Origin of the sequence: Streptococcus atopicus, assembly GCF_049166725.1 — a bacterium.
Taxonomy (GTDB): domain Bacteria; phylum Bacillota; class Bacilli; order Lactobacillales; family Streptococcaceae; genus Streptococcus; species Streptococcus hominis.
The window spans coordinates 13,185-24,689 of record NZ_JBMHFC010000006.1 but is presented as its reverse complement, the minus strand read 5'-3'; the positions used below and the strand labels follow the sequence as shown (position 1 = coordinate 24,689).

11 protein-coding genes, 3 tRNA genes and 1 pseudogene are annotated in these 11,505 nt (G+C 32.3%); 7 read left to right on the top strand and 8 right to left on the bottom strand.

The features are described 5' to 3' along the window. Positions 1 to 41: 41 nt before the first annotated feature. Both ACOMA9_RS05335 and ACOMA9_RS05330 read right to left on the bottom strand, forming a co-directional pair. A tRNA-Asn gene (locus ACOMA9_RS05335) sits at positions 42 to 115 on the bottom strand. A gap of 5 nt (positions 116 to 120) precedes the next feature. Then, a tRNA-Glu gene (locus ACOMA9_RS05330) sits at positions 121 to 192 on the bottom strand. Between the two features lie 188 nt (positions 193 to 380). Between ACOMA9_RS05330 and ACOMA9_RS05325 the strand changes: the two are divergent. Further along, positions 381 to 1,326 (top strand): annotated as a pseudogene (locus ACOMA9_RS05325) (IS30 family transposase). A 76-nt stretch (positions 1,327 to 1,402) separates the two neighbouring features. Here the strand turns inward: ACOMA9_RS05325 and comE are convergent. The 5 genes from comE to rlmH all read right to left on the bottom strand — a co-directional run bounded on the left by comE (position 1,403) and on the right by rlmH (position 4,402). Beyond that, entirely contained in the window at positions 1,403 to 2,152 is a 750-nt protein-coding gene (comE, locus tag ACOMA9_RS05320) for a competence system response regulator transcription factor ComE (RefSeq protein WP_003040601.1), read from the bottom strand. After that, the gene (locus ACOMA9_RS05315; RefSeq protein WP_220451750.1) at positions 2,152 to 3,474 is read right to left on the bottom strand and encodes a sensor histidine kinase; all 1,323 of its coding nucleotides are present in this window, start codon (positions 3,472 to 3,474) and stop codon (positions 2,152 to 2,154) included. The genes comE and ACOMA9_RS05315 overlap by 1 nt, the downstream gene beginning before the upstream one ends. 20 nt (positions 3,475 to 3,494) lie before the next feature. After that, positions 3,495 to 3,641 carry a bacteriocin gene (locus ACOMA9_RS05310; RefSeq protein WP_003029519.1) on the bottom strand — a complete coding sequence of 49 codons (147 nt, stop codon included), beginning with the start codon at positions 3,639 to 3,641 and terminating at the stop codon, positions 3,495 to 3,497. A 165-nt stretch (positions 3,642 to 3,806) separates the two neighbouring features. After that, positions 3,807 to 3,880 (bottom strand) — tRNA-Arg (locus tag ACOMA9_RS05305). A 42-nt stretch (positions 3,881 to 3,922) separates the two neighbouring features. After that, positions 3,923 to 4,402, bottom strand: a complete 480-nt coding sequence (gene rlmH, locus ACOMA9_RS05300; RefSeq protein ID WP_003040786.1) for a 23S rRNA (pseudouridine(1915)-N(3))-methyltransferase RlmH — start codon at positions 4,400 to 4,402, stop codon at positions 3,923 to 3,925. 192 nt (positions 4,403 to 4,594) lie between these two features. On the opposite strand from rlmH, the gene htrA reads away from it, so the two are divergent. From htrA to ACOMA9_RS05275, 5 genes are all read left to right on the top strand, one after another. Further along, a complete protein-coding gene (gene htrA / locus ACOMA9_RS05295; protein ID WP_247906448.1) occupies positions 4,595 to 5,785 on the top strand; it encodes a serine protease HtrA in 1,191 nt (396 codons plus the stop codon). Between the two features lie 54 nt (positions 5,786 to 5,839). Continuing rightward, the gene (locus ACOMA9_RS05290) at positions 5,840 to 6,607 is read left to right on the top strand and encodes a ParB/RepB/Spo0J family partition protein (RefSeq protein WP_247906447.1); all 768 of its coding nucleotides are present in this window, start codon (positions 5,840 to 5,842) and stop codon (positions 6,605 to 6,607) included. A gap of 227 nt (positions 6,608 to 6,834) precedes the next feature. Continuing rightward, positions 6,835 to 8,178 (top strand): chromosomal replication initiator protein DnaA, encoded by a 1,344-nt coding sequence (dnaA, locus tag ACOMA9_RS05285; RefSeq protein WP_049533213.1) that lies wholly within the window; start codon positions 6,835 to 6,837, stop codon positions 8,176 to 8,178. Positions 8,179 to 8,333: 155 nt separating this feature from the next. Continuing rightward, on the top strand, positions 8,334 to 9,470 hold the full coding sequence (dnaN, locus tag ACOMA9_RS05280) for a DNA polymerase III subunit beta (protein ID WP_059221678.1): 1,137 nt from the start codon (positions 8,334 to 8,336) through the stop codon (positions 9,468 to 9,470). Further along, complete coding sequence (locus ACOMA9_RS05275; protein WP_022526716.1) at positions 9,470 to 9,667, top strand: DUF951 domain-containing protein; 198 nt, start codon at positions 9,470 to 9,472, stop codon at positions 9,665 to 9,667. The genes dnaN and ACOMA9_RS05275 overlap by 1 nt, the downstream gene beginning before the upstream one ends. Positions 9,668 to 9,690: 23 nt before the next feature. Here ACOMA9_RS05275 and ACOMA9_RS05270 read toward each other — a convergent pair whose 3' ends face one another. Continuing rightward, positions 9,691 to 10,191 (bottom strand): DUF1307 domain-containing protein, encoded by a 501-nt coding sequence (locus tag ACOMA9_RS05270; RefSeq protein ID WP_049533212.1) that lies wholly within the window; start codon positions 10,189 to 10,191, stop codon positions 9,691 to 9,693. Between the two features lie 145 nt (positions 10,192 to 10,336). On the opposite strand from ACOMA9_RS05270, the gene ychF reads away from it, so the two are divergent. Then, positions 10,337 to 11,452 carry a redox-regulated ATPase YchF gene (gene ychF, locus ACOMA9_RS05265; RefSeq protein ID WP_195323554.1) on the top strand — a complete coding sequence of 372 codons (1,116 nt, stop codon included), beginning with the start codon at positions 10,337 to 10,339 and terminating at the stop codon, positions 11,450 to 11,452. Positions 11,453 to 11,505 lie beyond the last annotated feature (53 nt).

Sequence of the window (11,505 nt, the reverse complement as noted above, 5' to 3'; positions counted from 1 at the left end):
TTTACAATGTAAAAAAAGCATTCCTAAAGAATGCTTAGTAGCTCCGGCAGTAGGACTCGAACCTACGACATCATGATTAACAGTCATGCGCTACTACCAACTGAGCTATGCCGGATGATATAGTCCGTACGGGATTCGAACCCGTGTTACCGCCGTGAAAAGGCGGTGTCTTAACCCCTTGACCAACGGACCATATATGTTCTTTCACAGAACATATACTATTATACCAGTTTGGAAAACTTTGTCAATAGTTTTTATTTAAAAATTTAACTATATTTGCTATTTCATTTGCCTGCCCTGTTGTAAAATGAAGTGCAATACAGAAGACATGTTCATCTGATATACTAGAGTTGCGAAAAACAGTATAAAGGAAGATGAACATGTCCACAAATTATTCTACCACAAATCAATCCTACAAGCACTTATCTGAAGCTGAGCGAGGAGAAATTGAAGCTTATTTAAGCGTAGGACTCAAACCTGCTGAAATTGCTCGTAGACTGGGGAGAAATCGCTCTACTATTACTCGTGAAATTAATCGTGGTTCCATAACACAATTGAAAAAAGTCAATGGGCAGAAGGTCTACTACCAACACTATTATGCAGATGCTGCCCATAACCGTTATCGGAATGCTAGAGAAACCAAGGGTGCATAGCGTGGATACCTTTGTTCATACCTATAGATTCCAACATGTAGATGCAGTTGTTCCTTCAACCAAGACGCTCTATAACTATATCCATCAAGGTTTGTTAGAGATTAAGGTTATTGATTTACCAAGAGCAGTGCGGATCCGTAAGAAATTTAACAAGCGTCCCTCTACCAAGAAACATCTAGGAAAATCAATTGAAGAAAGACCAGAAGAGATTAATAATCGTTCCCGTTTTGGAGATTGGGAAATCGATTCTGTTCTGGGTGGAAAGACAACAGGAGAACCTTCTATTTTAACATTGGTAGAACGACAAACACGCTATGCTGTCACAAAGAAACTCGTGGAAAAGAAAGCAGAGTATGTCAATCAAGCAGTCTTAGAGTGTATGAAACTTTATCCCATTAAGTCCATAACTGCAGATAATGGAAACGAATTTTCATCATTGAGTAAGATAGAGGGATTAGATGTTTATTTTGCACATGCCTATTCATCTTATGAACGAGGCACAAATGAGAATTTCAATGGATTATTAAGAGAGTTCATTCCCAAAGGATCCTCACTAAAAAAACTAAATCCGACACTTTTAGAGGACTATACAAAGGCTATCAATGAAAGACCTAGACGAATCCATGGCTATCAGTCCGCAAAAAAGTTGTTTGAGCTAACTCAAACAGTTTGAAAGATACTTACTTAATCAGAGGAACAACTTTGTTGCACTTGACTTGACAATTGGGATTTTCATTTGCCTATTCTATTTATCCTTTTAATTCCTCTAAAATAGCCTTTAACTTTCCAATTTTCATTCGAGTAATCGGACAACGATGATCTTCATAAAAAATTATTTCTCGCATTTTTTTGTCATAACCTTTGATGTTTCCAATATTGACTAGATAAGATTTATGAGGTGAAAAGAAACGTCTTGTTTCTTTATCTTTTTCTTGAATATCTGCAATAGTACCATAAAATTCTTTAAAAAAGTTTTTACCGACAATTCTTAATTTATGAGAAGAACCTGTCGTTTCAATATATAAAATGTCATTAAAAGGCATTCTAACCTCTCCGCCACGAAAGCTATATTCAAAATAATCCACCATATCTTTATTTTCAATCAATGTCGCTTTTGTATACTCAATGCTGTCTTTTATATGTTTTTTAAAAGCAACATCACTCAAATTTTTATCAACAAAATCCAGTGCAGATACCTTATATTTGAAGGTCATAGTAGCAAATTCTGATTTCGTTGTAACAAAAACAATAATAGCATACGGATTGTGATGACGTATAAATTTTGCTATTTCTAAACCTTTTGTTTCCTCTCCTTTGATATCAATATCTAAAAAATATAATTGATTCACCTCATCATTTTCAACATATTCTTTAAATTCTCTTACTTTGCCAGTTACTTTAACCTTTATTGTAATTCCCATTTCTTTCGCAATCTCTGCCAAAGTTGTTTCCATTCTTACTTGATGTGAAATTTCATCTTCTAATACTAATACTTTCATTATAAACCTTCTTTCCGCACTCTCATTACTTGTGTAAAATATTCATCCTCAATTTTAGTATCGAGGATAATTCCTTCATAGTTGTTAATAATTTCTTTGATATTGCTTAAGCCTAAACCGCGTCCTTCACCCTTTGTTGAAAAATCAGTTTGGTAAATCTCTTCTAAATCTAGCGGTCTTTTCTTACGTGAATTTTGAATGACTAAGATTGTTTCTGTATCTAAATCCACCAAAGAAACATTCATCGTTTTTTGATAACTTTCTGCTGATCCTTCTATGGCATTATTCAAAAGAACACTTGTCATTCTAACCAAATCTAACAATTTAATTGGCAAAGGTTTAACAAAATCTTTTACTTCAAATGTTAATTCTATATTGTAATCTCGTGCCTTAAACAATGTTTGCGTCATAACACTTCTAAGTGCTGAATCTCCAACATTATTTAAATCAAAATACGTATATTTATCTGAACGAAGTTGTAAATTAGCATTTACTAGCACCTCCTGATAAATTCGTTCTACTTCTTTTATATTACCTGTATGAATGGCCGATTGGAAGCTTGCCAACATTCCGCCATAATCATGCCGAAAGCCTCGAATTTCATTATACAGACTCACTATTTCATCTGTATATTTTTGTAATTGTAGTTGTTCTCGTTCTTTCTGTTTAATTTGTTCTTCTTTTTCATACTTTTCGCGAATAGATTGTAAGTAGAATAAAGTTGACATAAACATTAAAAAGCAAATTGTAGCAATCATACTAGAAAAACTATTTAAATTTTTCATATTACTAAGCCAATGCGACAAATTTAATAAAAAATGAATAAATAAGAGATAAAAGTTTAACTGCACAATATTCTCTTTAAAATCCGCCTTTTTAAAATATTTAAAATTAAACTTAAAATAATCAATTGCTTTTAAAATAAAAACTAAAGAAATGATATTGATAAAAATATAAAACAATCCCCAGTATCTATCAACAAACTTATCACCTGTAACAGAAGAAATAATGACTGAAAAGAAGGTTTCAGAACTTGACACAGCTAAAGATAAAAATAGTGCTAAAAATACAGAAAGATGTTTTTTAACTTTTTTTACTTTAAAAAAATATAAATAAAAAAATAATGGTTGAATAAAAAACATCATATATCTAATGGAATAATGTATTAAAGTAGTGAAATCAGTTAAAAATACAATTCCTAAACACAACAAAGTAAAGTGAATATTCACTTTATTCACTCTACTTATTTTCTTATAGCAGTATACAACAGAAACAGCTTCTATAATTGAGAAAATAATCCAATGTATAAATTCTATTTTCACAATATTATTCTCCTAAATAATTATTTACCAAAAAGTTTTGAAAAATCAAATCCCATTCTGATTCGACTATCCCCACCAATGATTTTATCTAACTGCTCATCATTCAGTTCTTTAAATTCTACAACTTCCTTTTTTACTACCTCTTTTTTAGCAAACAACTTTTTCATAATTTCTCCTTAATGTTTGTTTTTTGTAAGAAATCTTACAAGGTAATTATACAAAATCTTCATAAATAAATTGAAAAAAACTCTAAACGACACATTTTTACATCTCAAAAGACTTCTTTATTCAGTTATAGAAAAAGGCACGCTTTCCCGTGCCCTTTTCTTATATGATCCCAGCAGGATTCGAACCTGCGACCGTTCGCTTAGAAGGCGAATGCTCTATCCAGCTGAGCTATGAGACCAATGCTCTATCATTTTAACAAAAAAAGCCTATGACGTCAAGATTACTTATGATAGGGACTTCCTTGTTGAATCATAAACGATCGATAAATTTGTTCTACTAAAACTAATCGCATTAACTGATGAGGAAGTGTCAATTTTCCAAAACTCATCAGCAAATTAGCCCTTTTTTTGACAGCAGTAGACAGACCAAGACTCCCACCAATCACAAAAGTAATATCCGAAAATCCACGAACAGTCACATCGCTTAATCTCTTACTGAATTCTTCTGACGGAAATTGTTGCCCTTCAATAGCTAAAGCAATCACAAATTCTTTATCATTAATTTTCGATAAGATACGAGTTCCTTCTTTGTCAAGAATTTGTTGATTTTCTAAGTGACTTGCCTTATCAGGTGTTTTTTCATCTGGAAGTTCAATCATATCAAATTTAGTAAAGCGCCCTAAACGTTTTACATACTCTGCTATTCCATCTTTAAGGTATTTTTCTTTTAATTTTCCAACAGTTACAAGTTTTATTTTCATATCTCTATTCTACCATATCCACAATTATTTCACACCTTATTCACAGGATAAAAAATAAATTACCTTATAAATGACTTAGAAAATCACAGATTTTAAAAGTTATCCACAATTTGTGGAAAAGATAAAACATTTAAGCTATAATTAAGTTAAATTCTTTATACTTTCAGTAATTGAAATAACTAGGAGGAAGATATGAAAAACTCTTCAAATTTCACAAAAAAATTGTTATTGCTTTTCATGGTCTTAGCTATAGGTTTTATTGGTGGTTTACTTGGAAACTTAACTTCATCTAAATTATCAACAAATAGCTCTACAACGACTAAAGTTAATCAAGTTACTACTGCTTATAAAAATACAAATTCCACAACACAAGCTGTGAGTAAAGTAAAAGATGCTGTTGTATCCGTTATTACCTATGCTAATAATAATTCACAAAACAGTGTGTTTGGAAATGATGATTCAAATAATAACAATGATAATTCTCAACAAGTAGCTAGCGAAGGATCTGGAGTTATTTATAAAAAAGATGGAAAATACGCTTACTTAGTAACCAATACCCACGTTATCAGTGGTGCTAAAAAAGTTGACATTCGTTTAGCAGATGGTAATAAAGTTCCTGGAGAAATTGTAGGGTCAGATACTTATTCTGATATCTCCGTTGTTCGCATCAGTGCTGATAAAGTAAAATCAGTTGCTGAATTTGGAGATTCTAGCAAATTGACTGTTGGTGAGACAGCTATTGCAATTGGAAGTCCACTTGGTTCAAATTATGCTAATACTGTGACTCAAGGAATTATTTCTAGTTTAAATCGTAATGTTTCTCTAAAATCTGAAGACGGACAAACGATTTCAACACAAGCTATTCAAACAGACACAGCTATCAACCCAGGGAACTCTGGTGGACCACTTGTGAATATCCAAGGGCAAGTAATTGGTATTACTTCAAGTAAAATAGCTAACAACGGCGGAACTTCGGTTGAAGGATTAGGATTTGCTATTCCATCTAATGATGTTATAAACATTATTAACCAGTTAGAAGCAAATGGAACTGTTACACGACCAGCTCTAGGAATCCAAATGATTGACATCACTAATCTGTCTAGTTCAGATCTATCACGTTTAAAACTCCCATCAAAAATAACTAGTGGAGTTATCGTACGTTCAGCTCAATCTGGAATGCCAGCTGAAGGAAAACTTCAAAAATATGATGTGATTACAAAAGTAGATGATAAAGAAATTTCTTCAACAAGTGATTTACAATCCGCTTTATACAAACATTCAATTGGTGACAACATAAAAATCACTTTCTATCGTGATGGAAAAGAAACTACTACTACCATTAAGCTTACAAAATCTACAAAAGATTTAGATTCAAATAATTGACACTTTATTAACACATCTTTACAGAATTGTAAAGGTGTGTTATTCTATATAAACATGGAAAAATATCAATATATTGCACTTAAGGACATTCAAACTAATCCTTATCAACCAAGAAAAGAATTTTCAGAAGAAAAAATTACTGAGCTTGCTAATTCTATAAAAGAACATGGGATTATTCAGCCCATTATTGTACGAAAATCTCCGATAATTGGTTATGAATTGCTAGCTGGTGAAAGGCGTTTTAAAGCTGCTAAATTAGCAGGCTTAACAAATATACCAGCTATTATAAAAGAAGTAACAGATGATGAAATGATGAAGCAAGCTATCATTGAAAATTTACAACGAGAAGATTTAAATCCTATAGAAGAAGCACAATCTTATCAATATTTGATTGACAAAGGGTTGACACATAAAGAGATCGCTCTGACTATGGGAAAATCACGTCCTTATATTACAAATTCTGTTCGGTTATTAAATTTACCTCTCAATATTATCGAAGCGATAAAAGAAGGAAATATTTCTCAAGGACACGCTCGTCTGCTCATCAATCTCTCAGAAAAAGAGCAAAATCAGTGGTTTGATAAAATATTATCTCAAGGCCTTTCTGTTCGGCAGTTAGAAAAACAATTGCATTCCCAACAGACAAAAACTGTAACAAAAAATAAACATCATCTCTTCCTCAAAGAGGAAGAAAAAAGATTAAAAAAGATATTTGGTACAGAGATTTCTCTTCAATTTTCTAAACAATCTCAATCAGGGAAAATTTGTATTCATTTTTCAAACCTAGAAGAATATCAAAGAATTATTGACAGCTTTAAATAAGGCTGTTATTTTTATTCTTTCAAGTCACAGAGTTATCCACTCTTATTTTATAAGAAAACCTTAATAAATCACAGAAAAACTGCTTTATTCACAATTTGTGGAAAACTCCAAAGAACAATGTGAATTTATTTCCACAGATTGTGGAAAACTTTTGCGTTTTATGTTAAAATAACTTCTATGGATAATTAAATATAACGAAGATTTATTAGCAAGGAAGGAGGTTTCTTATGTCACAAGAAGCTAATTTTTGGGCGCGTGTTTTAGAATTGGCTCAAAAACAGATCAAAAAAAATACATATGATTATTTTGTTTCAGGAGCTCGGTTAATGAAAGTTGAAAATTTTCAAGCTACTGTACTTCTTGACAGTCCTGTCAAACAATTATTTTGGGATCAAAATTTAGCAGATGTCATCATTACTGCAGGGTTTGAAATTTATAATGACCAAATTACCGTACACTATATCTTTCAAGAGGAAAATGATGAAGTTACTCAATCAACAAATACAAATCATTCAGTAGTTAAACCAAGCCTTCCTCCCATTGAAACCGGGTTAAAAGCAAAATATACATTTGATAATTTTGTTCAAGGCGATGGAAATGTTTGGGCTCTATCGGCGGCACTCGCTGTTTCTGAAAATTTAGCAACAACTTATAATCCATTGTTTATCTATGGTGGACCAGGATTAGGAAAAACCCATTTACTAAATGCAATTGGAAATCAAATTTTAGAAAATATTCCTGATGCTAGAGTGAAATACATTCCTGCTGAGACTTTTATCAACGACTTTTTAGAACATCTTCGATTAGGGGAAATGGAAAGCTTTAAGAGAACTTATCGAAGCCTCGATCTTTTATTGATTGATGACATTCAATCTTTAGGAGGAAAAAAAGTTTCTACTCAAGAAGAATTTTTCAATACCTTTAATGCTTTGCACGGAGATAATAAACAAATTGTTTTAACAAGCGACCGAAGTCCTGATCATCTGGATAATCTTGAAGAACGTTTAGTCACGCGCTTCAAATGGGGATTAACTCAAAACATTACTCCACCTGATTTTGAAACAAGAATCGCCATTTTACGCAATAAGATAGAAGATTTAGATTACATTTTTCCAAATGATACCTTAGAATATCTAGCAGGTCAATTTGATTCAAATGTGCGAGATTTAGAAGGTGCTCTAAATGATATTTCTCTTATGGCTAGAGTAAAAAATCTGAAAGAAATTACAATTGACGCTGCTGCTGAAGCTATTCGAGCTCGAAAACAAGATGCAAGTCAAATTTTAGTTATTCCAATTGATAAAATCCAAACAGAAGTTGGAAATTTCTATGGAGTCAGCGTTAAAGAAATGAAAGGAAGTCGTCGGGTTCAAAATATTGTCCTTGCTAGACAAGTAGCTATGTATTTGGCCCGTGAATTAACCGATAATAGTCTTCCAAAAATTGGAAGAGAATTTGGCGGTAAAGATCATACAACGGTCATACATGCTCATGGGAAAATTAAAACAATGCTCGAAACGGATGATAATCTTCGATTAGAAATAGAAAATATAAAAAATAAAATCAGATAACTGTGGATAATTGCAAAAAAATGTTAAAGTTATTCACAATTTATAAACAAGCCTATTTTTGTGCTCTATCGCTGATTAGGAAGCTTTTCCACAAGTTTCACACAAACTACTATTACTATTAACTTAATAATCATAAAATAATAAAAGGAGTTTCTATGATTAACTTTTCAATCAATAAAAATTTATTTTTACAAGCTTTAAATACAACCAAACGCGCTATTAGTCTTAAAAATGCTATTCCAATTCTTTCTACAGTAAAAATTGATGTTACAAATGAAGGAATTACATTAATTGGTTCAAATGGGCAAATCTCTATTGAAAATTTTATTTCAATTAAAAACGAAAATGCAGGGCTTTTAGTGACCTCTTCAGGCTCCATTTTGCTTGAAGCAACTTTTTTTATCAATGTTGTATCAAGTCTTCCTGATGTTACACTTGATTTTAAAGAAATTGAGCAAAAGCAAATTGTTTTAACTAGTGGCAAATCAGAAATTACCTTAAAAGGAAAAGATGCAGATCAATACCCTCGTATTCAAGAAATTTCAGCAAGTAATCCTTTGGTGCTTGAAACAAGTGTTCTTAAAAATATTATTAACGAGACAGCTTTTGCAGCTAGTACACAAGAAAGTCGCCCGATTTTAACGGGGGTTCATTTTGTTTTAACAGAAAATAAAAATTTAAAGACGGTTGCAACAGACTCTCATCGGATGAGTCAAAAGAAGATTGTTTTAGAAAAAAATGGGGATAATTTTGATGTTGTTATTCCTAGTCGTTCTCTACGCGAATTTTCAGCCGTTTTTACGGATGATATTGAAACAGTAGAGATTTACTTCACAAATAATCAATTGCTCTTTAGAAGTGAAAATATTAGCTTCTACACTCGGCTGTTAGAGGGAAATTATCCTGATACCGACCGTTTAATTCCAACAGAATTTACTAGTATCGTAACATTTGATAAAAATAACCTTCGTTATGCAATGGAACGCGCACGCCTTCTTTCAAATGCAACTCAAAATGGAACAGTTAAATTAGAAATTATAAATGGTGTAGTTAGTGCACATGTGAACTCTCCTGAAGTTGGCCGTGTAAATGAAGAAATTGATACTGAAAGTATATCAGGTCAAGATTTAACCATCAGTTTTAATCCAACGTATTTAATTGATTCATTGAAAGCTATTAATAGTGAAAAAGTTACAATCAGCTTTATTTCGGCTGTACGTCCATTTACTTTAGTTCCAAATGAAGATACAGAGAACTTTATTCAATTGATTACACCAGTGAGAACAAACTAATGTATGATGTAGGAAATTTTGTTGAAATGAAAAAACCACATGCTTGTACGATTAAATCTACAGGCAAAAAAGCAAATCGTTGGGAAATTATTCGAGTGGGTGCGGATATTAAAATTCGCTGTACAAATTGCCAACATATCGTGATGATGAGCCGATATGATTTTGAACGAAAACTAAAAAAAGTGCTAGGAAATTGATTTCTTAGCACCTTTTCATAATCTTATTTTAATTTTTCAAATTTACCGTCTGTAATTTCTTTAAAACCTTTACTTGTTAAGAGTTCTTTACTAGCTTTCATACTAACTTTTTTACTTTTTCTCGTATTCTTATCTGTATACATTCCAGGTAAGGTTGCTAATTTATCAAAGTCTACTTTATTAAAGTTAATTTCTACAGTTTCCTTAACTCCCTTTTCTTCATAAGTGACTTTTTCTTTAATTCCCTCAATATTTTGATACATTTGAGAAGCTTTATCAATTCTGTCTTTAACATCTTCTTTTTTAGTAGCTCCTAAGGTTTTATAAGACCAAAATGAATTAGTAGTTTGTTTTGTTACAATATCTCCTTTATAATAATAGGTTAAACGTAAGTCGTATTGCAAATTTTGATCAATTCTTTGAAATGACATCTTTTTTTCTTGAGATCCGCATGCAATGAGAGTGATGAGCGAAAAAACTGTAACAAAACCAACCAATAATTGTTTTAAATATCTTTTTTTCATGGCATTACCTCCTATACCTCAATAAAATTATAATATTTTTATTGGGAAAATACAACATTTTACAAAAATGATTAAGTTATAAGTCAAATAGTGGTAAATATGATATAATGGTTTATTGAATTGAAAAGGTGAAAGGAAGAGCGAAATGGCTTTAACAGCAGGAATTGTGGGATTGCCTAATGTTGGAAAATCCACTTTATTTAATGCAATTACAAAAGCAGGAGCAGAGGCAGCTAACTACCCCTTTGCGACGATTGACCCTAATGTTGGACGGGTAGAAGTTCCAGATGCTCGTTTGGATAAATTAACAGAGCTTATCAAACCACAGAAAAAAGTGCCAACAACTTTTGAGTTTACAGATATTGCAGGGATTGTAAAAGGAGCTTCAAAAGGAGAAGGTCTTGGAAATAAATTTTTGGCTAACATTCGTGAAGTTGATGCCATTGTTCATGTGGTTCGGGCTTTTGATGATGAAAATGTTATGCGGGAACAAGGACGTGAGTCAAGTTTTGTTGACCCAATGGCTGATATTGAAACAATTAATCTTGAGTTGATTTTAGCAGATTTAGAAAGTATCAATAAACGCTACACACGTGTAGAAAAAGTTGCTCGAACGCAAAAAGACAAAGATTCAGTAGCTGAGTTTCATGTTTTGCAAAAAATCAAACCAGTTTTAGAAAATGGTTTATCAGCTCGTACCATTGAATTTGATGAGGAAGAACAAAAGATTGTCAAAAAATTATTTTTATTGACTACAAAACCAGTGCTTTATGTTGCGAATGTTGGTGAAGACGAGGTAGCAGATCCGGATAATATTGAGTATGTTCAACAAATTCGCAAGTTTGCAGCAACTGAAAATGCAGAGGTAGTGGTTATATCTGCGCGTGCTGAAGAAGAAATTTCTGAGCTAGATGATGAAGATAAAGCTGAATTTCTTGAAGCAATGGGCTTGAACGAATCTGGGGTTGACAAATTAACCAGAGCAGCTTATCATTTATTAGGACTTGGAACTTATTTTACAGCAGGAGAAAAAGAAGTTCGAGCTTGGACATTTAAATGTGGCATGAAAGCACCACAAGCAGCTGGCATTATTCACTCAGACTTTGAGAAAGGCTTCATTCGTGCTGTAACCATGTCTTATGATGATTTAGTGAAATATGGAAGTGAAAAAGCAGTCAAAGAAGCAGGACGACTGCGTGAAGAAGGAAAAGAATATATCGTTCAAGATGGCGATATTATGGAATTTAGATTTAATGTGTAAAGCATTGTAAACTAAATATAAACGAGGTTGGAAAAACTTTTCCAACCCTTTTG

Excerpts from the sequence above, each read along its gene's own strand:
- comE (WP_003040601.1), bottom strand. The coding sequence starts at position 2,152 with ATGAAAGTATTAGTATTAGAAGATGAAATTTCACATCAAGTAAGAATG.
- ychF (WP_195323554.1), top strand. The coding sequence starts at position 10,337 with ATGGCTTTAACAGCAGGAATTGTGGGATTGCCTAATGTTGGAAAATCC.
- dnaN (WP_059221678.1), top strand. The coding sequence starts at position 8,334 with ATGATTAACTTTTCAATCAATAAAAATTTATTTTTACAAGCTTTAAAT.
- ACOMA9_RS05290 (WP_247906447.1), top strand. The coding sequence starts at position 5,840 with ATGGAAAAATATCAATATATTGCACTTAAGGACATTCAAACTAATCCT.
- ACOMA9_RS05275 (WP_022526716.1), top strand. The coding sequence starts at position 9,470 with ATGTATGATGTAGGAAATTTTGTTGAAATGAAAAAACCACATGCTTGT.
- dnaA (WP_049533213.1), top strand. The coding sequence starts at position 6,835 with ATGTCACAAGAAGCTAATTTTTGGGCGCGTGTTTTAGAATTGGCTCAA.
- ACOMA9_RS05270 (WP_049533212.1), bottom strand. The coding sequence starts at position 10,191 with ATGAAAAAAAGATATTTAAAACAATTATTGGTTGGTTTTGTTACAGTT.
- htrA (WP_247906448.1), top strand. The coding sequence starts at position 4,595 with ATGAAAAACTCTTCAAATTTCACAAAAAAATTGTTATTGCTTTTCATG.
- ACOMA9_RS05310 (WP_003029519.1), bottom strand. The coding sequence starts at position 3,641 with ATGAAAAAGTTGTTTGCTAAAAAAGAGGTAGTAAAAAAGGAAGTTGTA.
- rlmH (WP_003040786.1), bottom strand. The coding sequence starts at position 4,402 with ATGAAAATAAAACTTGTAACTGTTGGAAAATTAAAAGAAAAATACCTT.